At 32.6% G+C, this 24,033-nt stretch carries 26 protein-coding genes; 14 read left to right on the plus strand and 12 right to left on the minus strand.

The features are described 5' to 3' along the window. Window positions 1-81 precede the first annotated feature (81 nt). The 3 genes from IWX80_RS15790 (at window position 82) to IWX80_RS15800 (ending at window position 2,186) form a co-directional block, all read left to right on the plus strand. Window positions 82-933 carry an aldose 1-epimerase family protein gene (locus IWX80_RS15790; protein ID WP_196854289.1) on the plus strand — a complete coding sequence of 284 codons (852 nt, stop codon included), beginning with the start codon at window positions 82-84 and terminating at the stop codon, window positions 931-933. Window positions 934-948: 15 nt separating this feature from the next. Further along, window positions 949-1,497: a GNAT family N-acetyltransferase gene (locus tag IWX80_RS15795; protein ID WP_196854290.1), complete on the plus strand. Its 549-nt coding sequence runs from the start codon at window positions 949-951 to the stop codon at window positions 1,495-1,497. A gap of 137 nt (window positions 1,498-1,634) precedes the next feature. Continuing rightward, window positions 1,635-2,186 (plus strand): DUF3575 domain-containing protein, encoded by a 552-nt coding sequence (locus tag IWX80_RS15800; RefSeq protein ID WP_196854291.1) that lies wholly within the window; start codon window positions 1,635-1,637, stop codon window positions 2,184-2,186. A 3-nt stretch (window positions 2,187-2,189) separates the two neighbouring features. Here IWX80_RS15800 and IWX80_RS15805 read toward each other — a convergent pair whose 3' ends face one another. Beyond that, window positions 2,190-2,420 carry a VF530 family DNA-binding protein gene (locus IWX80_RS15805; protein WP_196854292.1) on the minus strand — a complete coding sequence of 77 codons (231 nt, stop codon included), beginning with the start codon at window positions 2,418-2,420 and terminating at the stop codon, window positions 2,190-2,192. A gap of 49 nt (window positions 2,421-2,469) precedes the next feature. On the opposite strand from IWX80_RS15805, the gene IWX80_RS15810 reads away from it, so the two are divergent. The 3 genes from IWX80_RS15810 to IWX80_RS15820 all read left to right on the plus strand — a co-directional run bounded on the left by IWX80_RS15810 (window position 2,470) and on the right by IWX80_RS15820 (window position 4,577). Next, the gene (locus IWX80_RS15810; protein ID WP_196854293.1) at window positions 2,470-2,955 is read left to right on the plus strand and encodes a SixA phosphatase family protein; all 486 of its coding nucleotides are present in this window, start codon (window positions 2,470-2,472) and stop codon (window positions 2,953-2,955) included. A gap of 40 nt (window positions 2,956-2,995) precedes the next feature. Further along, window positions 2,996-3,448 (plus strand): SsrA-binding protein SmpB, encoded by a 453-nt coding sequence (smpB, locus tag IWX80_RS15815; protein ID WP_113634511.1) that lies wholly within the window; start codon window positions 2,996-2,998, stop codon window positions 3,446-3,448. A 79-nt stretch (window positions 3,449-3,527) separates the two neighbouring features. Beyond that, a complete protein-coding gene (locus IWX80_RS15820) occupies window positions 3,528-4,577 on the plus strand; it encodes a Fic family protein (protein WP_196854294.1) in 1,050 nt (349 codons plus the stop codon). A gap of 39 nt (window positions 4,578-4,616) precedes the next feature. Here IWX80_RS15820 and IWX80_RS15825 read toward each other — a convergent pair whose 3' ends face one another. Then, the gene (locus IWX80_RS15825; protein WP_196854295.1) at window positions 4,617-5,258 is read right to left on the minus strand and encodes a protein-L-isoaspartate(D-aspartate) O-methyltransferase; all 642 of its coding nucleotides are present in this window, start codon (window positions 5,256-5,258) and stop codon (window positions 4,617-4,619) included. Between the two features lie 144 nt (window positions 5,259-5,402). On the opposite strand from IWX80_RS15825, the gene IWX80_RS15830 reads away from it, so the two are divergent. From IWX80_RS15830 to IWX80_RS15865, 8 genes are all read left to right on the plus strand, one after another. Continuing rightward, the gene (locus IWX80_RS15830; RefSeq protein ID WP_113634514.1) at window positions 5,403-6,368 is read left to right on the plus strand and encodes a Gfo/Idh/MocA family protein; all 966 of its coding nucleotides are present in this window, start codon (window positions 5,403-5,405) and stop codon (window positions 6,366-6,368) included. Between the two features lie 82 nt (window positions 6,369-6,450). After that, window positions 6,451-7,338, plus strand: a complete 888-nt coding sequence (locus IWX80_RS15835) for a 3-hydroxyacyl-CoA dehydrogenase family protein (protein ID WP_196854296.1) — start codon at window positions 6,451-6,453, stop codon at window positions 7,336-7,338. Window positions 7,339-7,417: 79 nt separating this feature from the next. Then, complete coding sequence (locus tag IWX80_RS15840) at window positions 7,418-8,638, plus strand: DUF1015 domain-containing protein (RefSeq protein WP_196854398.1); 1,221 nt, start codon at window positions 7,418-7,420, stop codon at window positions 8,636-8,638. 23 nt (window positions 8,639-8,661) lie between these two features. Beyond that, window positions 8,662-9,324, plus strand: a complete 663-nt coding sequence (locus IWX80_RS15845) for a YggS family pyridoxal phosphate-dependent enzyme (RefSeq protein WP_196854297.1) — start codon at window positions 8,662-8,664, stop codon at window positions 9,322-9,324. A gap of 93 nt (window positions 9,325-9,417) precedes the next feature. After that, a complete protein-coding gene (locus IWX80_RS15850; RefSeq protein ID WP_196854298.1) occupies window positions 9,418-10,779 on the plus strand; it encodes an exonuclease domain-containing protein in 1,362 nt (453 codons plus the stop codon). Window positions 10,780-10,803: 24 nt separating this feature from the next. Continuing rightward, window positions 10,804-11,634, plus strand: coding sequence for an ion transporter (locus IWX80_RS15855; protein ID WP_196854299.1), 831 nt, complete (start codon window positions 10,804-10,806; stop codon window positions 11,632-11,634). A gap of 160 nt (window positions 11,635-11,794) precedes the next feature. Further along, a complete protein-coding gene (miaA, locus tag IWX80_RS15860) occupies window positions 11,795-12,712 on the plus strand; it encodes a tRNA (adenosine(37)-N6)-dimethylallyltransferase MiaA (RefSeq protein ID WP_196854300.1) in 918 nt (305 codons plus the stop codon). Window positions 12,713-12,770: 58 nt separating this feature from the next. Further along, window positions 12,771-13,511 carry an acyl-[acyl-carrier-protein] thioesterase gene (locus tag IWX80_RS15865; protein WP_196854301.1) on the plus strand — a complete coding sequence of 247 codons (741 nt, stop codon included), beginning with the start codon at window positions 12,771-12,773 and terminating at the stop codon, window positions 13,509-13,511. A gap of 55 nt (window positions 13,512-13,566) precedes the next feature. Here IWX80_RS15865 and IWX80_RS15870 read toward each other — a convergent pair whose 3' ends face one another. The 10 genes from IWX80_RS15870 to IWX80_RS15915 form a co-directional block, all read right to left on the minus strand. Beyond that, a complete protein-coding gene (locus tag IWX80_RS15870; protein ID WP_113634522.1) occupies window positions 13,567-14,283 on the minus strand; it encodes a response regulator transcription factor in 717 nt (238 codons plus the stop codon). A 3-nt stretch (window positions 14,284-14,286) separates the two neighbouring features. After that, window positions 14,287-15,870, minus strand: coding sequence for a sensor histidine kinase (locus IWX80_RS15875; RefSeq protein ID WP_196854302.1), 1,584 nt, complete (start codon window positions 15,868-15,870; stop codon window positions 14,287-14,289). 59 nt (window positions 15,871-15,929) lie between these two features. Then, window positions 15,930-16,526, minus strand: coding sequence for a dephospho-CoA kinase (gene coaE / locus IWX80_RS15880; protein ID WP_196854303.1), 597 nt, complete (start codon window positions 16,524-16,526; stop codon window positions 15,930-15,932). 1 nt (window position 16,527) lies between these two features. Further along, complete coding sequence (locus tag IWX80_RS15885; protein ID WP_196854304.1) at window positions 16,528-17,529, minus strand: glycosyltransferase; 1,002 nt, start codon at window positions 17,527-17,529, stop codon at window positions 16,528-16,530. Between the two features lie 127 nt (window positions 17,530-17,656). Beyond that, on the minus strand, window positions 17,657-18,847 hold the full coding sequence (gene fabV / locus IWX80_RS15890; RefSeq protein ID WP_196854305.1) for an enoyl-ACP reductase FabV: 1,191 nt from the start codon (window positions 18,845-18,847) through the stop codon (window positions 17,657-17,659). 95 nt (window positions 18,848-18,942) lie between these two features. Beyond that, complete coding sequence (gene recN, locus IWX80_RS15895; protein ID WP_196854306.1) at window positions 18,943-20,595, minus strand: DNA repair protein RecN; 1,653 nt, start codon at window positions 20,593-20,595, stop codon at window positions 18,943-18,945. A 53-nt stretch (window positions 20,596-20,648) separates the two neighbouring features. Next, window positions 20,649-21,533, minus strand: coding sequence for a type IX secretion system protein PorD (locus tag IWX80_RS15900; RefSeq protein ID WP_196854307.1), 885 nt, complete (start codon window positions 21,531-21,533; stop codon window positions 20,649-20,651). A gap of 63 nt (window positions 21,534-21,596) precedes the next feature. Continuing rightward, complete coding sequence (coaBC, locus tag IWX80_RS15905; RefSeq protein ID WP_196854308.1) at window positions 21,597-22,814, minus strand: bifunctional phosphopantothenoylcysteine decarboxylase/phosphopantothenate--cysteine ligase CoaBC; 1,218 nt, start codon at window positions 22,812-22,814, stop codon at window positions 21,597-21,599. An 8-nt stretch (window positions 22,815-22,822) separates the two neighbouring features. Then, window positions 22,823-23,140 (minus strand): DNA-directed RNA polymerase subunit omega, encoded by a 318-nt coding sequence (locus IWX80_RS15910; RefSeq protein WP_035671643.1) that lies wholly within the window; start codon window positions 23,138-23,140, stop codon window positions 22,823-22,825. An 8-nt stretch (window positions 23,141-23,148) separates the two neighbouring features. Continuing rightward, a complete protein-coding gene (locus tag IWX80_RS15915; RefSeq protein WP_196854309.1) occupies window positions 23,149-23,943 on the minus strand; it encodes an outer membrane protein assembly factor BamD in 795 nt (264 codons plus the stop codon). Window positions 23,944-24,033: the final 90 nt, after the last annotated feature.

Consider the following 24,033-nt stretch of genomic DNA (forward strand, 5'->3'; position numbering starts at 1 on the left):
GCTTAATCTTTATTAGAATCAAAAATTATAAAATATATTTACGCCACAAACCTATTATTAAATTAATCCGAAAAGATAATTTTGACAACTACGATAAAACACGGGAATCTTTCTGCAGAAATTAAACATTTTGGCGCTGAATTAATTTCATTAAAAACAAATCAAAATAGAGAATACATCTGGGAAGGAAATCCAGAATATTGGGGTAAGCACTCTCCTATTTTGTTTCCAATTGTTGGTACTTTAAAAAATAATTCCTTTCAATATAATGGAATGGAATATCATTTATCGCGACACGGATTTGCAAGAGATATGGAATTTAAATTAATAGATGTAATGCAAAATAGCGCCACTTTCTCTATACAATCTTCTGAAGAAACTTTAAAAGTTTATCCTTTTGAATTTGAATTACAGCTAATTTATACATTAGAGGAAAACAATTTATCAATTGCATATAAGGTAATTAACAAAGGAAAATCTACGATGCCATTTTCTATTGGAGCACATCCTGCTTTTGCTTTGCCAAATCACTTCGAAAATTATACAATTGCTTTTGAAAAAGAAGAACCTTTAGAATATTACCTTTTGGAGAGTGATTTAATTTCGAATAAAACGAAGAAATTAGAAGTTCAGAATAAACAAATTCCACTGACTTATGAATTGTTTAAAAACGATGCTTTAATTTTTAAAAAATTACAATCCAACGCGTTGACTATTTTAGAAAATGAAAATCCAGTTTTAAGAGTACATTTTGAAGATTTTCCAAGTTTAGGAATTTGGACAAAAATGAATGCATCTTTTCTTTGTATTGAACCTTGGTTTGGTTATTCGGATACCAATGGAAATTCAGGAAATCTCTTCGAAAAAGAAGGCATTCAAATTTTAGAATCCAATAGAACTTTCCATTCAAAATTCAGTATAGAAATACTTTAATTAAAAAAATTAAATATGTTGACAATAAATTTCAGTCCATTTCCCAATTTAGAAACTGAACGCTTGCTTTTGAGAAGAGTAGATTCTAATGATGTAAGAGAGATTTTGGCTTTGCGATCCAATCCAGATACGATGAAATATATTCCAAGACCTTTATTAAAAACAGATGAAGACGCCTTGGAACACATCACTATGATTGACAGTAAAATAGATAGTAACGAAGGTATTAATTGGGCAATCACCTTGAAAGACAATCCGAAACTTATTGGAATTATTGGACATTACAGAATAAAACCTGAAAATTATCGCGCCGAATTAGGATATATGTTGCTTCCAGAATATCATGGAAAAGGAATTGTTTCTGAAGCGGTGAAAGAAGCTGTAAATTATGGGTTTAATGCTATGAAACTGCATTCGCTCGAGGCAGTAATTGACCCTGAAAACTATGCTTCTGCAAAAGTTTTAGAAAAAAATGGATTTGTCAAAGAAGCGCATTTTAAAGATTATGAATTTTTTGAAGGGCGATTTCTGGATACAGTAATTTATTCTATTTTGAATAAATAAAAACTATTACTAATCACTTTTGTAATTTCAATTCGTTCTTAGTTTTAAAATAAAATAAAAACCTTACAGATTAATATTTTACATTTGTAATTGCTTTGGTCATTAAAAATTACCCAAAGTAATTGAAAATTATTTTTATGAAAAAAATATTTATAACCACTTTTCTTCTGTTCTCGTTTTTCTTGCAAGCTCAAACCTACATAAAGGCTAATGCTTTCACAACATTACTGACAATTCCAAACGTGGGTATAGAAACTAGTATTGGAAAAAAATCAACCTTTCACTTTGATGCTTTGGGCTCTTTTTGGAAATCAGTAAATGGCAAGCCCAGAGAATTTTACACTTTTACACCTGAATACCGATACCATTTTAAAGAAAAATACAATGGTTTTTATGCTGGAGTACATATTGGTGCAAGTATATTTAATTTCCAAAAATGGAATTACTTAAACACCAATAACTATGAAAAAGGAGTGGGTTATTTTATAGGTTCAACAATTGGTTACCAGGTTAAAATTAATGATAAATTCATGCTGGACTGCTTCTTAGGTGGCGGTTGGCATCAAGGTTTCTATAAAGGATATGATTTAGTTACTGGAGAACGAACTGACAGTGCAAAAAAATATAATAAGAGTGGCGAATGGTTGCCATATAGAGGTGGCGTAATGGTCTCTTATAAATTAAACTAACGTTTACTTTGTAAATTTACTAACTGATTTTAAGTATAAATCTTCCACTTGCTTTCTTGCCCAATCCGTTTTTCTTAAGAAGGTCAAACTGGATTTTATACTTGGATTATCTGTAAAACATTTCACTTTAATGAGTTCACCTAAAGTATCAAATCCATAATGAGCTACTAATTGTTCAACAATTTTTTGAAGTGTAATTCCGTGAAGCGGATCTTTCGATTTTAAATTTTCCATTTGGCAAATATATAAAATCGGTAAATACTAATTTTTTAAATTCATTCAAATGAAAAAATTTCTCTTATTACTTACACTTTTATTTTTAAATATCAGTTTCGCACAAAGTAAAACCACAACCTATTATTTCATTCGCCATGCTGAAAAAGTGGATAGTTCTCAAAATCCAGATTTATCAGAAAAAGGTTTGAAAAGAGCGGAACTTTGGAACAAAATATTTTCAGAAATTAGTTTCGATGAAATCTACTCAACTGATTACAAAAGAACCCTGCAAACCGCAAGTCCAACTGCGACAACAAAAAAGATTGAGGTTAAAATATATAATCCTAAAACATTAAATATTGATTCTTTCAAAAGAGAAACATCTGGAAAAAAAGTTTTGATTGTGGGACATAGTAATACCACACCAAAATTTGTCAATGATATTATCAATCAGAACTTATTTTCTGATATTGAAGATGCAACTTTTGGGAATCTTTATATCGTTACAATAATTGACGGCATAATCAGTTCCCAACTGCTGAAATTACCATAAACCATTGCAAAACCTTTAATTTTTGCTACCTTTGTAAACTATGCTAAAAACAATAAATATATTCAATAAGAGAGCCAAATTCGACTATGAAATAATCGAAACATTCAATGCTGGAATTGTTTTGGCTGGTACCGAAATCAAATCCATTCGATTAGGAAAGGCAAATATAACGGAGAGCTTTTGTGAATTTAGTAATAATGAACTTTTTGCTATAAATACGTATATCGAAGAATATACTTTTGGCAATCAATTCAACCACAAAGCAAGAAGCGAACGTAAATTACTTTTGAAGAAAAAGGAATTAAAAGGTTTGCTAAAAAGTGTTCAAGCCAAAGGTCTTACAATAGTACCTTTGAAGCTTTTTACCAATGAAAAAGGATTAGCTAAACTACAAATTGGCCTTTGTAAAGGTAAAAAAACTTACGATAAGCGCGAATCTCTTAAAGAACAAGATACTAAACGAGACTTAGACCGAATCAAAAAATCATTTTAAATTAAAAGAAATTGGGGATTAATATTTTTATTTTAAAAAAATGACTAAATTTGTCAAGACAATTTAAAACATTTTTAAAATGAAAACACTACTCAAAAATGCAAGAGAACAAAAAGGACTCAAAACTAGAGAAGTGGCACAACTTTTAGGAATTGATCAAGCCTTAATCAGTAAGTTTGAAAGTGGAACCAGAAAACCCACCAGAGAGCAAGTTATAAAATTAGCATCTCTACTAGAAATAGATTTAGAGACAATAATGGTCGCTTGGCTTAAAGAAAAAATTCTTTATGAAATTGGTCAGGATGAATTTGCTCTAAAAGCTTTATTAGTTGCGGAGCAAGAAATTAGATATCAAAGTAAACCTTTAAAGAAAAAATTATCTACTACACTTCAAAAAATTTTAGATGAAATAGATACTTTGAAGACAAAACTAGATGGATTTCGTCAGTTTGACAGTTATCGCATTGCACAAGCTTTAGAGTTAGAATATACTTTTGAAAGTAACCGTATTGAAGGCAATACAATGACTTTACGTGAAACTGATTTGGTTATCAATGAAGGTTTAACTATTTCCGGAAAAAGCATGCGGGAACATCTTGAAGTGATTAATCATCAAGAAGCGATTGCTTACATCAAAGATTTAATGCAAAGAAATAGCTCGATAAATGAACGCGAAGTACTATCTATTCATAATCTTATTTTGAGAGGAATTCAACCTGAAGATGCCGGTCGTTATAGAAAAGTTCAAGTGATGATTCAAGGAAGTACTCACATGCCACCACAACCTTTTCTCGTTGCTAAAGAAATGGAAGACTTTTTTATTTGGTATGAAACCAATAAATCAATTCTTCATCCAATAGTTTTGGCTGCAGAAATGCATGAACGTTTAGTGACAATTCACCCATTTATTGATGGTAACGGCAGAACTTCACGTTTGGTTATGAACCTAGTTTTGTTGCAACATGGATACATTATCGCAAATATTAAAGGAGATTATGAAAATAGAATGCGCTATTATCAATCGCTGGAAACTGCACAAACTAAAAATAATAAAGAAGATTTTTTGTTATTTATTGCTCAAATAGAAAAAGAAAGTTTAGAACGATATTTAAACATTATCGGTCAATAAAAAACCCGTCTCATTATTTAAGCGAGACGAGTTTCTAATTTAATTTTTATCTTCTAATAAGGGAACGAAACGGAATTCCCCAAATTCGTGTTTTTCGAACTGTGTTTCATTTTTTCTGATTAATAAAGTCATTATCTGTACCTCTTCTCCTAACGGAATAACCAGCCTTCCTCCTATTTTTAGTTGTGCCATCAAAGGCTGAGGAATAAATGGAGCTCCAGCAGTTACAATAATACTATCAAAAGGAGCGTAACCAGGCAATCCTTTGTATCCGTCTCCAAAAGAAATGTGCTTAGGACGAATTCCCAACTTTGGAAATAAACCCGATGTTTTTTTGAACAATTCATTTTGTCTTTCTACACTAAATACTTTGGCACCCATCGTACACAAAACAGCAGTTTGATACCCTGAACCTGTTCCTATTTCTAAAATTTTGTGTTCTTTTTTTACTTCTAATAATTGAGACTGAAAAGCCACAGTATACGGTTGAGAAATGGTTTGGCCTGCACCAATAGGAAATGCTTTGTCTTGATACGCATAATCTTCAAAACTGGAATCCAAAAATAAGTGCCTTGGAATCTTTTTTATCGCCTCCAAAACATTTTTATCAGTAATCCCTTTTTGCTCTAAAACGCTTACTAATTGATTCCGAAGTCCTTGATGTTTGGCTGTGTCTTTCAAAATTTATTATTTTATTTTGGTAAAAATAGCAAAGAATTTCTGAATTCAAATGTTGGATTTTAAATTTTAAATTAACTGAATAATTGTTCCACATCAATAATAGATTAATCATTTTATTGCTATTTTTGTAAAAATTACATCGTTATGCTGAAAATTGGAGTATTAGGTGCTGGTCATCTAGGAAAAATACATTTGCGTTTATTACAACAATCTGATAAATATGAATTAGTTGGTTTTTATGACCCAAATCAAGAGAATGCCGAGAAGGTTTCTAAAGAATTTGGTTATAAACATTTTAGCACAATTGCCACTCTTATTCATGCAGTTGATGTAATTGACATTGTTACCCCAACTCTTTCTCACTACAAATGCGCCAAAGTAGCCATCAAATCCGGCAAGCATGTATTTATCGAAAAACCCATTTCAAATACGGTAGAAGAAGCTGAAGAAATTATCGCTTTGGCAAAGGAATATAATGTTAAAGGTCAAGTTGGGCATGTGGAACGTTTCAATCCGGCATTCATCGCTACCAAAAACATGATTGAAAACCCTATGTTTATTGAAGCGCACCGTCTTGCTGAATTCAATCCTCGTGGAACCGATGTTCCCGTAGTTTTAGATTTGATGATTCATGACATTGACGCTATTTTAAGCGTAGTAAAATCAAAAGTAAAAAATATTAGTGCAAGTGGCGTTTCTGTAATTAGTGACACACCTGATATTGCTAATGCAAGAATAGAATTCGAAAATGGTTGTGTTGCCAATTTAACAGCAAGCCGAATTTCGATGAAAAACATGCGTAAATCTCGTTTTTTCCAGAAAGACGCGTACATCTCAGTTGATTTCTTAGAAAAGAAATGTGAAGTGGTGAAAATGAAAGATGCTCCTGAAGTTCCCGGAGATTTTGATATGATTTTACAAAATGCAGAAGGTGTAAAAAAACAGATCTATTTCTCTAATCCTGATGTAGAACAAAACAATGCAATTCTTGACGAATTAGAATCTTTTGCAGATGCGATTGACAATAATACTACTCCTGTAGTGACATTAGAACAAGCAACCGAAGCACTTAGAGTTGCGTACCAAATTATCGATTGTTTTAAAAAATAAATAAAAATTTGCATAAAGTTTAAGGTTTAAAGTAGCTCTCGAGAACTTTAGATTTTAAACTTTTAAACTTTAAACTAAAAATATGAAGACAATAGCCGTAATCGGAGCAGGAACAATGGGTAATGGAATCGCCCATACTTTTGCACAAAGTGGTTTCACCGTAAAATTAATAGATGTTTCTGAGAAATCTTTGGATAAAGGAATGGCAACAATCGCCGCAAATTTAGACCGAATGATTGCAAAAGGAAGCATTACCCAAGAAGATAAAGCCAAAACAATCACCAATATTATAACCTATACAGATATCAAAGACGGAGTTGTAGGTGTAGATTTAGTAGTAGAAGCTGCCACAGAAAATGTAGAATTAAAACTAAACATTTTCAAGCAATTGAATGAAGCTTGTTCTCACGATACGATTTTAGCAACCAACACTTCTTCGATTTCGATTACTCAAATTGGAGCTGTTGTGGCGCATCCTGAACGCGTTATCGGTATGCACTTTATGAATCCTGTGCCAATTATGAAATTGGTAGAAATTATTCGTGGTTATAATACTTCGGACGAAGTGACTAAAATTATCATGAACCTTTCTGAGAAATTAGGAAAAACACCAGTTGAAGTAAACGATTATCCTGGTTTTGTTGCCAATAGAATTTTGATGCCCATGATCAACGAAGCAATCGAAACTTTATATAATAAAGTAGCTGGTGTTTATGAAATTGATACGGTTATGAAACTTGGAATGGGTCACCCAATGGGACCCTTGCAATTGGCTGATTTTATTGGCCTAGATGTATGTTTAGCCATCTTAAATGTTATGTACGACGGTTTCAGAAACCCAAAATATGCTCCTTGTCCATTACTTGTAAATATGGTTCGAGCAGGAAAAATGGGTGTGAAATCTGGTGAAGGTTTCTACGATTATTCTGAAAGCAAAAAAGCAGAGAAAATTTCTAAACAATTTATATAATCTCTATGTTTAAAAGTCGAGAGTTTGAATTTAATTACTTTAAATGATCGGCTTTTGGCTTTTGACTTTTGACTTAATTATGGCTAAAATAGTTCCTTTCAAAGCAGTTCGTCCCACTCGTGATAAGGTTTGTCTTGTCACTTGTCGTTCGTATGAAGAATATGTAAATGCGGAATTAGCAGCACAATTGGATTTCAATCCGTTGTCATTTTTGCACATTCTCAAACCTGCTTACACCAATCAGGAAACTGTTTCTTTCGAAAAAAGATACCGACAGGTACATCAAAAATATGAGGATTTCAAAAATGAAATCATTCTTGTAAAAGACAAAAAACCTGCAATTTATATTCATAAAATTGTGACCAAAACACATTCTTTTACTGGAATTATTGCTGGAACAAGTGTAGCTGATTATTGCAATAATATCATCAAAAAACACGAAGATATTATTGCGTTCCGTGTTCGATTACTCAAAGACTACATGAAATATTCTGAGTTCAATACAGAACCGGTTCTGATGACGTATCCAGATAATAAAACAATTGAAAACTGGATTTTTAACTGTACCCAAAAATTAGCTGATTTTGAATTTTCAACTACCAAAAAAGAAATTCATTACTTGTGGAAAATTGAAGATACTTTAGAAATAAATTGGCTTCAAAACATTTTCGAAAAAACAGATAGTCTTTATATTGCGGATGGTCACCATCGTACCGAAGCATTAAAACTGTTATCCGAAGAAAATGATAATCCAGAAAACACAGCCAAAAATCATATCCTGAGCTATTTAATTTCTGAAAATAACGTCAAAATATATGAATTCAATCGCTTGGTAAAAGATTTAAACGGTTTTACCAAAGAAGATTTTTTAAAGGAATTAGAAAAGAATTTTATTGTTACAAATAAATTCCAGCAACCTTTTCAGCCTTCCAAAAAACATGAATTCGGAATGTACCTTGACAATGCCTTTTATAGCTTAATTTTACGCAAAGAAAGTGAATTTTTCTTAACTGCTTTGGATAGTTTAGACACACAAATTTTATACAAAAAAGTGTTACTGCCTATTCTTGCCATTGAAGATTTACGTAATGATGAACGAATAGAATACCTTTCAGGAAAACAATCTGTATTAGAAGTAAAAAATAAAATTGACCAGGGAGAATTCGAAATCGGTTTTATATTATTTCCATCCAATATAGGAGAAATAAAAGCTTTGGCTGATGCCAATTTAATAATGCCTCCAAAAAGTACGTACATTGAACCAAAGTTTAGAAGCGGATTAGTCGTTTATGAGCTTTAACACCTTAAAATCAAAATATCAAAATGGGAATAGCGAATAATTTACTCCAAATAAAATCCACTTTACCGGAACACGTAACCTTAGTTGCGGTTTCAAAAACTAAACCTGTTTCAGATTTAATGGAAGCCTATGAAGCTAGTCAACGCATTTTTGGAGAAAACAAAATCCAGGAAATGGCCGAAAAATGGGAACAAATGCCCAAAGACATTCAGTGGCACATGATAGGTCACGTTCAGACCAATAAAGTCAAATTTATGGCACCATTTGTGAGCTTGATTCACGGTGTAGATAGTTTGAAATTACTACAGGAAATCAGTAAACAAGCACTCAAAAACAATAGAATTATCGATTGCTTACTACAAATTCATATTGCGGAAGAGGAAACTAAATTTGGTCTTGATGAGGAAGAACTTGCTTCACTCCTATCCTCGAGTGAATTTCATGAAATGAAAAACATTAGAATCGTTGGATTAATGGGAATGGCTACTTTCACAGACAATAAAGATCAAATCAAGAAAGAATTCCTGCATTTGAAAACAATTTTCGACAAGACAAAAGAACCAAAAACTGAAAACTGCCAACTGGAAACTATATCTATGGGAATGTCCGGAGATTTTCAACTTGCAATTGAATGCGGAAGCACTATGGTTCGAATAGGAAGTAGTATCTTTGGGGGACGAAATTAATTTTTGATTAACGCTTCTTAACATAGCGAGAGCGGACTGGCGAAGCATTTTAGATGTTTCTTAAATTGAAACATTAAACATTAAACAAAAAATTTGTACGCAATACTCGACATAGAAACCACTGGAGGACAATTCAACGAAGAAGGAATCACTGAAATCGCCATCTATAAATTTGATGGACATGAAATCGTGGATCAATTCATCAGCTTAGTCAATCCGGAAATTCCAATTCAGCCTTTTGTGGTCAAACTCACTGGTATTAATAATGCCATGTTACAATCGGCACCTAAGTTTTTTGAAGTTGCAAAACGCATCATCGAAATGACAAACGATTGTATTGTCGTTGCTCACAATGCCTCTTTTGATTACAGAATCCTTCGAACAGAGTTCAGACGATTAGGATACGATTTTGAAGCCCAAACCCTTTGTACAGTTGAGTTATCAAAAAAATTATTACCGGAACAACCTTCCCATAGTTTAGGAAAACTTGTGCGCGCCCTTGGAATCCCAATGGCAGACAGACATCGTGCAAGTGGAGATGCATTAGCAACAGTCAAATTATTTAAAATACTTTTAGAAAAAGATTTAGAGAAAGAAATTGTAAAAGATTTTATAAAACTAGAAATCGAAAAAGGAATTGCTCCAAAATTACTGGATATTGTAGCAAAATTACCTGCCAAAACTGGTGTTTATTATATCCACAACGAAAAAGGGAATTTGGTTTACATTGGCAAAAGCCGAAACATAAAAAAACGCATCAATCAGCATTTTACAGGAACTTCCACGAAATGTAAAAAAATTCAAGCCGAAGTTTTCACCGTAACCTATGATGAAACGGGAAGTGAATTGATTGCTTTATTGAAAGAAAGTGAAGAAATAAAAATCAATAAACCCATATATAACAGAGCACAGCGAAAAAGTATTTTTCAATTGGCTTTGTATGCTGAAAAAGATAAAAATGGTTACATCAATCTGAAACTTCAAAAAGCAGATGGTCGAAAAAAAGAAATTACCTCTTTTACTTCGCTGCAGGAAGGCAAAAATGCACTGTTCAGAATCACCTCCCATTACAATTTATGCCAGAAACTGACCGGATTGTATCATACTAAAACAAATTGTTTTCAATATAGTATAAAAGAGTGCGATGGCGCTTGTATCGGCGTAATTTCTCCAGAAGAATACAATGCCAGAGTGCTCAGTTTTATCGAGAAGAATAGTTTCGAGAATCAAAACATGGTCTTGATTGATAAAGGAAGAACCATCAGCGAGCGTTCAGCAGTTTTGATAGAAAACGGAATTTACAAAGGGTATGCTTTTTATGATTTAAACTATCAAATCAACAACATCGAAATACTGAGAAACATCATTATTCCGATGCAAAATAATCGTGATACTAAAAATATCATCCAAGGCCACATCCGAAAAAATAAGACCCTAAAAACCTTGAAATTCTAATCGATTGTTAATCGAATAAAAAGTATGCAAAGAATAAAGTCGAAATTTGACGCTTTCAGACAAAAAACGAATATCGTAATTTACGGAACTAATACAGCTTCCGGTCGATTATTTGATCTGGTCCTTTTAGGTGTTATTTTAGTCAGCGTTATCATCGTTATGCTCGAAACCGTAAAAGGTTTCGATATTAAATACCATCAAGAACTCATTATTTTAGAGTGGGTTATCACTATTTTTTTTACTTTAGAATACATACTGCGCATCATTTCAATCAAAAAACCCTGGAAATACATCTTTAGTTTCTACGGGATAATTGATTTGATTGCCACAATACCCATGTATTTTTCGTTGTTTTTTGTTGGAACCAGTGTATTAACGGTAGTCAGAGCCCTGAGATTATTGCGATTATTCAAAATTTTGAAACATCCGCAGTTCTCCAGCCAATCTACACACCTCAAAGAAGCGTTGATTGCCAGCAAAGGAAAAATATTGATATTCATCTATTTTATGCTTATCAGCAGTATTATCATCGGTTCTGTAATGTATGTAGTCGAAGGAAAAGAAGGCGGTTTCACCAGTATTCCAATCAGTATTTACTGGACCATCGTCACGCTCACAACCGTTGGATACGGGGATATTTCGCCCATAACACCACTGGGACAAGCCATCGCTTCGGTTGTAATGATCATGGGTTACGGAATAATTGCCGTTCCTACAGGAATAGTTTCAGCTGAATTTGCCAATAGCAACCGCAAAAAACCAAGGTCTGAGAGAATCAATCCTTGTAATGTATGCGGTACTGAGGGACATGAATTTAATGCAAAATACTGTTTCCATTGCGGAGCAGAACTATAATTAATTAATTGGAAGCAATTCCAGCTGTACACTGCAACTCCTCGTTATATTAGTTGTTTTTCTAAGGCATAAAAGGAGCTTCCTCCAGTCGCTCTTTTACACCATGAAAAACTAACTTCCATAACTCCGGGGTTTCTGTTTCCATCTGGGCTAAAAAAATATGAAATACTTAATCACTATTGTCGGACCTACAGCTATCGGAAAAACTTCCCTAAGCATTGTTTTAGCCAATTACTTTAACTGCGATATTCTTTCCTGCGATAGCCGACAGTTTTTCAAGGAAATGACCATTGGGACTGCTGTACCAAACAAAGCTGAGTTAGACGCTGCTACTCATCATTTCATCCAAAACAAATCCATATTCGAAAATTATACCGTTGGTGATTTCGAGAAAGAAGCCATTGCAAAACTGGACGAATTATTTTTGACCAATGATTACGCAATTCTCGTTGGCGGATCCGGATTGTACGTTGATGCTATTCTAAAAGGTTTTGATGAATTTCCGGAAATTGACGCTTCAGTTCGTACTGAAATAAATACGAATTATGAAAAATTAGGAATCGGATATTTACAACAAAAACTCGAAGTTTTAGATCCTGATTTTTTCAAAACTTTAGCTACCGAAAATCCTCAAACATTACAAAACCCGCAACGAATGATGCGTTTTGTGGAAGTATGCTTGGGTTCTGGAAAACCATATTCCTCTTTTTTAAATCAAAAGCAGAACAGTCTCAACTTCACGCCTATTTTAATAGGTTTGGAAGCCGACAGAAAGGTCATTTATAACCGAATCAATCAACGCGTTGACATTATGATGAACGAAGGTTTACTAGCGGAAGCCAAAACGTTATTCCCAAATAAAGAGTTGAATGCATTACAAACAGTGGGTTACCGCGAGTTATTCAGTTATTTTGATAGAGAAATTTCAATGGAATTTGCCATTGAAGAAATAAAGAAAAACACCCGACGGTTTTCTAAACGCCAACTGACTTGGTTCAAAAGAAACGAAAACACCAAATGGTTTGATTTTGAAACCCCGTATGAAACTATTGTTGAGTACATCAATTCAAAAAAGTAAACCAAAAATCAATATTTATAAAATAGAAATTCATAATTCATAATTCATAATTATTTATATGCCTATCTCTCCAAATTTCACTTCCATATTAAGCAAAGATTGGGAAATCAATTTTACACAATGCGCACCAAACGGTTTTTTAAAATATACTGACTTATGCAATATGCTACAATTGACGGCTGCTGCACATTCAGAAGTTGGTGGAATCAGTTTTTCGGACATGCAGGAATTTGACCAAGCTTGGGTTTTGAGCAGAATGCGTGTCGAAATAAATAAATTGCCAAAATGGGGAGATATTGTAACTGTAAAAACATGGATCAATTCCCTGGAAAACTCCCGTTCCGTTAGGGCGCTGGAAATGCACGTAAATGGCGAAAAAATTGTGGGTTCTGAGACTTTTTGGGCGGTTTTTAATACTAAAAAGCGTCGGCCGGAAGGATTGGCGCTACCATTTGAACATTTCGAATTGTATCCCGAAAAAAGAGCTACTCTTGAAGGTTTCGCTAAAATAAATTTCAATAATGAAAAGGAAATTGTTTTTGAAAAAAACGTTTTTTTATCTGATTTAGATATTGTAAATCATGTCAATAATGTAAAATATTTAGAATGGTGTTTGGACTTAGTTGATGAAAAATTAATTCTAAATCAAAAAATTGAAAGTTTAGAAATGAATTTCTTAAAAGAATTATCATTAAAAGATAAAGTCATCATTCACGAAAGTATTTCAGAAAAAGAAACCGTTTTTAGTATTACAAAAGAAGATAAAACCAGTTTTGCTTTACAATTGAACTGGAAATAAAACACACTATTTTGCTCCAAAAAAAAAGCCTCAATTTCTTGAGGCTTAAATCTATTTATTCTGCTACTTTGTTCTTAACCACTAATCTGAATCCTTCTCCGTGGATGTTCAAAATTTCTACATCTTCATCCAGTTTCAAATACTTTCTCAATTTAGCGATGTACACATCCATACTTCTGGAAGTAAAATAGTTGTCATCTCTCCAGATTTTTGTCAAGGCTAATTCTCTTGGCATCAAATCATTTTCGTGAAGAATCAACATTTTCAATAATTCATTCTCTTTTGGAGATAATTTTATTGGCTCTTCATTGTTAAAAGTTAAAAAACGAAGTTTTGAATTCAAATGGAATTTTCCAATATTAAATTCAAATTGTACTTGTTCTGCTTTTGTATCCGATGATTTTCTTTGAATAATTGCTTTGATTTTCATCAACAATACTTCAGAATCAAAAGGCTTGTTCAAGTAATCGTCAGCGCCAGCTTTATAACCTTTCAGCACATCTTCTTTCATAGATTTTGCTGTCAAGAAAATAATAGGCACTTCATTATTTTTTTCTCTGATTTCTTTTGCTAACGTATATCCATCTTTATAAGGCATCATAACATCCAGAATACATAAATCAAAAGTGTCTTTCTTGAATTTTTCAAATCCTTCCATTCCATTTTTCGCCAAAGTGACGTCAAAATCATTAAGCATTAAATAATCCTTTAAAACCGCACCAAAATTAAGGTCATCTTCGACTAAAAGTATTTTTTTATTTACATTTTCCATATTCTAATTTATTAATGGTAATTTTATAATGAAGGTACTCCCTTTTCCCTTTTCACTTTCTACATAAACTTGACCGTTGTGGTCGTCAACAATTCTTTTTACATACGCTAAACCTAATCCATGACCTTTCACATTATGGATATCACCTGTATGCTCTCTGTAAAATTTTTCAAAAATTCTTTTTTGAGCAATTTTACTCATTCCCAAACCTTTATCTTTTACTTTAATAATAATCATGTCTTTGATATTTTCAGTAAAAATCTCAATTTCCGGAACGTTTGGAGAATATTTGATGGCATTCTCCAGGATATTCACAATAACATTGGTAAAATGCACATCATTGATTAATACTGTAGTTCTTACAGCATTGAAATGACAGGTTATTTTTCCTTGTCTATCTTCTAAAATCAAATTCACATGATCTATTGCATCTTCAATAATTTCATGAATATTATTTGATTCTTTAGTAATATCTAACTCTTTCTTTTCTAATTTAGAAATACGAAGTACATTTTCTACTTGGGCATGCATTCGTTTATTTTCATCCTTAATCATTTGAAGGTATCGCAATACCTTTTCTTTATCATCAATTATTTTTGGATTTCTAATGGCATCCAAAGCCAAATTAATTGTAGCAATAGGCGTTTTGAACTCGTGCGTCATGTTATTTATAAAATCATTCTTGATTTCAGAAATCTGTCTTTGACGAATTAATTGATTCAATGCACTTGAATATGCAATAAGAATAATTAGCGTAAATATGATCGAAAGCACTGTTATACTTACCAGTTCTGACAACAAAAATTTCTTTTTATGAGGAAATGTAACCAGTAATTGGTATTTACTGTTCCCTTCATTATCAGTAAATATCGGAATAGAATACGTAGCTTCTTTATTGTATTTAAATTCGTTCGATTTTACAGCAGTCGCCAAATTATTATTGTAAATACTAAATTCGAATTTTGTATTAACACCAGATTCTTCCAGTTCTTTTTTAATAAGTTTATTCAATGTTTCTTTAGAAACTCGTTCTTGAATAGGCAAAACAGAGGCGAAATCTTTATAAAATATTTCAAATGAAGCGTTATCTAAAACATCTAAATTTCCTGTTTTTTCAACTCTGATATCAGGAATTAAACTTTGTGTTACCCCTGATTTATCAATAGAATTATTGTTATAAACTTCTGTGACGCGTTTAGAACTAAAGCTCTTGAATTTCTCACTATCAAATTTTTTATCAAAGAACGTTGGCGAAATATTATAATCTTCAGAAATTATACTGTTTGAATATATGATTGTTTTATTCGTTCTCGGATTTTTTTGAACATAATAAAATTCTAATATATCATCCTTTTTGGGTACTTTTCCTGTACTGTCTTTATAATGATTTATTTTATCATAAAAATTATACGCTTCCTGCTTTTGAACCTTATCCGCCACATTACCAATCACTTGCTTAACATGGAATTTAAATTGCTCATCATTATTTTTAAAAGACGTATTAAACCAATACACCTGAACAAGAATAATCCCAATTAGGGACAAGCTCATTAATAAAACAAGTAATCTAAAAAAAAGTTTATTCATCGAAACAAATTTAGTATTTTAACAATATATTAAATAATAGATTAACCAAACATTAACACCTAAGTATGTTTTTGTTTAATCTTTAAAATTTTAAGAATTTGATCAACTTCTCGTTTTGCAGAATCTAGAGAAATATTTTCAATGACAAAATCACTTTTTGCAATTCGTTTTTCATCGGGCCATTGCGCTTCCATTTTTTTCAAAACAAGTTCGCGAGTGGTTTTGTCACGCTCTAAAACACGCTGTAGCCTTGTTTCTATTGGAGCTGTGATAGTTACGATTATATCGCAGTCTTTATATCGTCCACTTTCAAATAAAATAGCCGCTTCATAAATAATGTAAGGAACTGTTTTATTTTCCAAAAGCCAGAGTTCAAAACGTTTCTTTACGGCAGGATGAACAATATTGTTTAGTTTTTCTAGTTTTTCGGCATCGTTAAAAACAATTTTGGCCAGTTTTTCACGATTCAGTATCCCATTTTCAAAAATATCCTCTCCAAATGTATTTTTAATGGCGTTTATAATTTCTGGAGATTGCATGATTTTTCTAGCTTCATCATCAGCAATATAAACTGGAATCCCAAAGGATTGAAAATACTTTGCAATCGTAGTTTTCCCACTTCCGATACCGCCAGTTAAACCTATTATTTTTGTCATATTACACTTTAAAGAATAATTCAGGAAAAGCTTCTTGAGGTTTTTGTTTTAAAATGATAATTTTATAATAGGATTTTATAAAACCTAAACCGTACCCGTAAAACTGTTTCCAAACTGCTATTAACGATAAATAGCCAATTTTAACGCTCTTATTCTGGTATGAAGACACCAAAAACAGTACCAAAAAGTAAATGAAATACAACTGAAGTAAATAATCAAAATTAAAAATCAACAGCAATACAATTGAAATGAAAAATCCAATGATGAAAACCGAAGGAAAGAAAAAAGTCAGTTTATTGTATTTTGGATACCAACTATTTAAAATTGGTCGTGCTTTTCCAAATTTATTCACCTGAATTGAAAACTTATCCCAATCGATTCTTCTTTTGTGATAAACATAAGCATTTGGGAAAAGTTTGGTTTCAAAACCTAAATTCCACAAGCGAATGGACAAATCCGGATCTTCTCCAGGATGGATATTTCCGAAACCTTTCGAGGCTTCAAAAGCTTTTCGTGACAATCCCATATTAAAACTTCGTGGCTGAAACTTATCAATTTTTTCAGAACCACCACGGATTCCTCCAGTTGTTAAAAAAGAGGTCATTGCAAAATTAATCGCTTTCTGAATATCCGAAAAACTATCCAAAGCTTTATCTGGACCACCAAAACAATCAACATAATTTTGTTTTAAAGCTTTGTCAACTTCATATAAATACTGCTTTGGAATAATACAATCCGAATCGAAAATGATGAAATAATCACCTCTGGCTTTTTGCATTCCATAATTTCTGGAATCACCAGGTCCTGAATTTTCTTTGTAGTAATATGAAATATCAAGTCGGTCTCCATATTTCTGAGCAATATCTTTACACACTAGAGTAGACCCATCTTCTACTAATACAATTTCAAATATTTCTTTATATGTGGTCTGAGACAAACTTTCTAAAAGCTCGTCAACTTCATCAGGACGATTATAAACGGGTATAATGAGGGAAAAAAACATAAATATAAAGTGTGGTATTAATGTGTATTTTTAGACTTAAAAAATTTTAACAAATGTAATCTTTATCCATAAAAAAACCATCAACTATTAATTGATGGTTTTGAAAATATTTTATTCAGTAATTTGATTAGCCAATACTTTCGATGTTGACCACTTCGTTTGTTTCCGCTTTGTAATCTACTCCATCGACGTCAAAACCAAATAGATTGTAAAAATCTTTTCTATATCCTTGTAAATCTCCTATTTCAGCTAAATTTTCAGTAACAGCTTCAACCCATAATTTAGCCACTTTTTCCTGAACGTCAGGACGCATTTCTAAATCATCAATGCGGATTCTTCCTTTTTCATCAACCGGAACTTCATTTCCAGTATACAATCTTTCTTGGTACAAACGTTGAATTTGTTCGATACAACCTTCGTGAATTCCTTCTTCTTTCATTATTTTATATAATAAAGAAATATACAATGGAATAACCGGAATTGCAGAACTTGCTTGTGTTACTAATGCTTTGTTTACTGAAACAAACGCTTTTCCGTTAATTGCTGCAAGGCTGTCAGTAATGGCAAAGGCAGTAGCTTCAAGATGATCTTTGGCACGACCAATAGTTCCTTTTCTATAAACTGCTTCTGTCAATGATGGTCCAATATAAGAATAAGCAACAGTTGTAGCGCCTGGAGCCAACAGGTTTTGAGCTTTCAATGCATCAATCCACATTGCCCAATCTTCACCGCCCATAACGGCAACCGTATTTTCAATATCATCACCACTACAAGGCTCAATTGAAATTTCTGATACTTTACCGGAATGAAAATCAACGGTTTTATTCGTAAAAGTACTTCCGATTGGTTTCAGCGTAGAACGATGCAAAACTCCAGTAACCGGATGCATACGTACAGGTGATGCTAAACTGTAGATTACCAAGTCTACTTGACCTAAATCAGCTTTTATAAGATCTAATGTTTGTTGCTTTATTTCATTCGAAAATGCATCGCCATTGATACTTTTGGCATATAATCCTGCGTTGTGCGCTTCATTTTCAAAAGCAGCGGAATTATACCAACCTGGAGAAGCTGTTTTTCCTTCAGAAGGCGCTTTTTCAAAAAATACACCAATTGTAGCTGCATTTGAACCAAAAGCACTTGTAATACGTGAAGCCAAACCAAAACCGGTTGAAGCACCTATTACTAAGACTTTCTTTGCACCGTCAATAGCTCCTTTTGATTTTATGTATTCGATTTGATTTTTAACATTTTGTTCGCATCCTTTTGGGTGTGATGTCGTACAAATAAATCCTCTCATTCTTGGTTCTATAATCATATTCTTGGTTATTCGTTTTTTATTTATTCGTGTAATCGTTTTTTTGCTGATACAAATATCTTGCTTTTATAAGGAAACAAATATAAAGTAAAATATTAGTTCAACAAGGCTTTCGCATGATTTAAGGCCGAATCAGAAACGATTGTTCCTGATAACATTTGCGCTATTTCAACTATTCTTTCCTTTTGATTTAAAAGCTTCAATTCAGATTGCGTATCCTCACCAACCGTAGATTTGAAAACTTTGAAATGTGCATTTCCTTTTGCCGCGATTTGCGGTAAATGAGTAATGGCAAAAATTTGCATCTCTTGGCTCATTTCCTTCATAATTTCACCCATTCTAATAGCAATTTCTCCGGAAACACCTGTATCTATTTCATCAAAAATTAAGGTTGGTAATTTTGAGTATTGTGCCAATATCGCCTTCACAGCCAGCATAATCCTTGACATTTCACCTCCTGACGCCACTTTTTTCAACAATCCGAAATCAGTTCCTTTATTCGCTGAAAATAAAAACTGAAGTTCATCTTTTCCGTTTTGAAAATAGGTTTCAGTACTATTTATAGCAATATTAAAACGGACATTTGGCATTCCCAAAGTTTCTAGAATGGTAATCAATTTTTGAGATAAAACTGGAACAGCTTCCACTCTACTATTATGGATTGTTTCCGAAAAAGTATCTAACTCGACTGTTTTTTGTTCGATAGCAACAGTCAATGCCGCAATCTCCTCTTCCATATTACCCAATTCTAAAACTGAATTTTCCAATTTAACTTGAATTTCCAGTAATTCATCCACAGATAAAACCTGATGTTTCTTTTGCAAATTAAAAATAACCTGAAGCTTTTGACTGATTAAATCCAATTGTTCCGGGTCGTTAATCAATTTTTCAGAACAACGATTCATTTCATTTGAAATATCATCAAACTCGATAGTTATGCTTGTAATTCGTTCTAATAAAGACTGATATTCAGCAGAAAAAGGTACGATTTTTTGTAATGATACCTTAATTTCATTCAAATTATGCAGCACTCCTATTTGTTCTTCATTGGCTATAGCCAAAGATCTATCGATAGACTCCTTAATAATCTCTACATTATTCAACTTCTCAAAATCAGCTTCCAAAACTTCTTGCTCTCCTGATTTTAATTGCGCTGCCACCAATTCATCCAACAAAAAAGTATTGTATTCCTGCTCTTTCTTTGATTCGTTCTGTCTTTTCAGTAAAGAATTCAATTTAGATTTGTCTGATTTATAACTCTTCAAAACCGATTGATACGCTAGAATCGTCTCTTTATTAGCTGCAATAGCGTCTATAATATTGAACTGCACATTTTCATCTGAAAGTTCCTGTGTTTGCTGTTGCGAATGAATATCGATTAAAAACAAGCTCAGTTCCTGCAGCTCTTGAAGATTTACAGGACTGTCATTTATAAAAGCCCTAGATTTTCCAGAAGGCAGGATTTCCCTTCTAATAATGGTATCGTTTTCATAATCCAGATCATTTTCCTCAAAGAAAGGCAACAAATTATATTTAGAGATTTCAAAATGAGCTTCGATGACACACTTTTCTTCTTTGTTTTTCAAAGAAGTTAAATCAGCTCTTTTTCCTAAAACCAATCCTAATGCTCCTAAAATTATTGATTTACCAGCACCAGTTTCTCCAGTAATTGTTGAAAAACCTTTTGAAAAATCGATACTCAATTTTTCTATTAAAGCATAGTTTTTTATCGAAAGTGACGTTATCATTTACTATATTATTTTTTTGGAAGAATTTAAATTAAACTAGAATTGAAAACCAATTAATATTTAATAGAAAGCCATTTACTTGAATTCAAAGGAGAAATTTTATTCAGATTATCGACTAAATCTGAGATAGTAATACTAGGACCACCCGAAAAAACAGAGACTATTTCGTCTGATTTAGCATCAAAAAACACACGTGTTAAAAAGGCATTAGGTCTCGTTAGATTTAATTTTGCCAAATTAACCAAAGATCCTTTTATTTTTTCTTTAGAAGCTTTCAAATCCTGACTCATCAAGTCTAATCCAGTATGATAATCAAACATGGTTTGTCTGACTTGTTTGAATGTAGGAGATAAAATATCATTTATCAAAAAATAGCGGTTTTGATTTCCATCAGCTTGACTCCATCCTTTTGATCCGCCTTGTTGCGCAACGTTTGCAATATTTTGAGCGATTTCAAAATTTGGCGTTCCGGACTCAAGAACAAATGTGTCTGCATCCATTGCTAAAATCATATAACTGTAAAACGCAAGAACGGAAACTAAATTAGAATCGAACGTAGTTGGATTGAAAATCAGATTTTCAAATTCTATATATCTGAAATTAAAATCTTTGTCATTATAATTTAATACCGGTGACGCGTAGGACGAATTAAAAACCGGTCTAGAAGATTGTACTTGGATTGTGGCTGTAAATTGATCCGAACTATTTGAAGAAACAGTGATGTACATGGAACAATTAATCTTTTCACTTTGTTTAAGTGCCTGACCTGTCCAATCTGTTTTATTCAAAAACTCGCTTATTGAGGTTTCTAAGGTTTTAAAAACTTGCTGATTTGTGGCGCTCAATCTTTGCGAATCTACGGTTACAACACAATTTAATTGTTGCGCTTGGGCAAAACCAAAAATAAAAAGCAGCAAAAAAGTAAGTATTCTATTCATCTGTAGATTTCTATTTAATCGGTTTTATATAAATACAACTTTTTGAGAATGCGATTACAATTATTATCGCTGAATCCCAAAATGTGTCATTACTTTATTAATGATATCATCTGCAACAGCTTCTTTCGATTTTAATTCCATAGGTTCAATATGGAAAAATTTATCAATAAAAGTAACCTTATTGGTTGGTTTACCAAAACCAGCGCCTTGATCTTGCAGCGAATTTAAAACTATCAAATCTAAGTTTTTTTTCTGAATTTTCAGCTTTGCATTTTCAATTTCATTTTCTGTTTCCAAAGCAAAACCAATAAGAAACTGGTTTTTCTTTTGAACTCCCAATGAAGCCAAAATATCTTTCGTTTTTTCAAGTTCTATTACAAAATTATCAGCTGATTTCTTGATTTTTTGTACCGAAACGTTTTTAGGTTTGTAATCTGCTACGGCTGCAGCAGCAATAGCTACATCTGTGTCCCCATAAAATTGATGACAAGCAATATACATTTCTTCTGATGAAACTACAGGAATAACATTAATCAATGGATTTGAAACCTTACAATTTGTAGGACCAGAAACCAAAATCACCGAAGCTCCCAGATTTGCCGCACTAATCGCGATATCAAAACCCATTTTCCCAGAAGAATGATTTCCTATAAAACGTACTGGATCTATTGCTTCATAGGTAGGACCTGCCGTGATTAATATTTTTTTTCCTTTCAACGGCAATTTACTATTTAAATCATCTTCAATAAAAGCAACAATATTCTCAGGTTCAGCCATTCTGCCTTCACCGGATAATCCGCTAGCCAGTTCACCGCTTTCGGCTGGAATAATTGTATTCCCAAATTGTGTAAGAGAAGAAAAATTAGCTATCGTTGACGGATGTTTGTACATATCTAAATCCATTGCCGGCGCGAAATATACCGGACATTTTGCCGATAAATACGCTGCAATCAAAAGATTATCACACGTACCATTTGTCATTTTAGACAAAGTGTTTGCTGTTGCAGGAGCAATAACCATCAAATCAGCCCAAAGTGCTAATTCAACATGATTATTCCATTTTTCATTCTCATCGTCTTGATTGTAAAAACTAGAGTGTACCGGATTTTTTGATAACGTAGATAACGTAAGAGGAGTTACAAAATCCTTAGAAGCAGGTGTCATTATCACTTGGACATGTGCACCTGCTTTTATGAAAAGTCGTACTAATGAGGCTGTTTTATAGGCTGCAATTCCACCAGAAATTCCTAGTAAAATTTTCTTACCGCTTAAAACTGACATAGTACCTATTATTTATTTGAATCTCTGTGGTAGATTTTACCGTCTAACCATTCTTGAACTGCTAAAGCGTGTGGCTTAGGCAATTTTTCGTAAAATTTTGAAACCTCAATTTGCTCTTTGTTTTCAAAAACTTCTTCAAGACTGTCATTATATGTAGCAAATTCTTCCAATTTCTCTGTCAATTCTTTTTTAATTTCAGAATTGATTTGGTTTGCTCTTTTAGCCATAATGGTTATCGCTTCATACACATTACCAGTAGGTTCTTCAATAACATTTTTGTTGTATGTTATTGTATTTACTGGAGCATTCGTCTTTTTTAAATCCATGACTTTATTTATTTAGTAAATTTTTGTAAATCTTTATCTATTCGTGCCAACATTTCGTCAGCTACTTTTTTGTATTTAGTTTCTGCATTAAATTTTATCAAATTTGATTGCGCAACTTTGGCAACATTCAATCGCTCTTCCATTTTTGCAGGAACACTATTGATGGCCAATTGATAGGCTGAATCTAATTTATAAAACAAAGCATCTTCTTTGTAAGGCGTTCCAGGATAATCAGCAACAAAATTATCTAAAGCAACAATAGCTGATTTGAAATCAGATATGGTATTATATCCTTTTGCATTTTCAAATACTTTTTTCTCAATTTTTTCACTCAATACATTCACCGCAGCATTGGCTTCTGCTAAATATTCCGAGTTTGGATAACTGTCAATAAACGATTGCAATTTATCTAACGCTTTTGTAGTATCTGTTTGATCTAAACTGTAAACCGGAGACAACATTGAGTAACTTTTAGCACCCAAATATGCCGATTCCTGCAGTTTTTCACTTTTAGGATAACTTGAAACAAAACTTTCAAACTGATATCCAGCTAAATAATATTGTTTTGTTTTGTAATACGATTGAGCAAACATGTAGAACAATTTTTCCGCTTGAGGTTTCCCTCTGTAAGCAGGAGCAATCTGTTCAAAAATACGAATCGCTTTAGCATATTTTCCAGAGTCGTATAATTTAGTTGCCATCTCAAATTTAACAGCAACATCTTCGGTTTTTAATGCTTTTTGGTATTCGTTACAAGAACTGAACACAACTAAAAGAAGCAATAGAGATATTATTTTTTTCATTTTTTTACTTTTTTTATGATTTCTTGGTTGAAACAACCTATAAAATCATACCGAAGTTTCGGTGGCAAATTTAGTTATTAATTAAGCGAC

The organism is Flavobacterium sp. CAN_S2 (assembly GCF_015752255.1).
In the GTDB taxonomy this organism is placed as follows: Bacteria; Bacteroidota; Bacteroidia; order Flavobacteriales; family Flavobacteriaceae; genus Flavobacterium.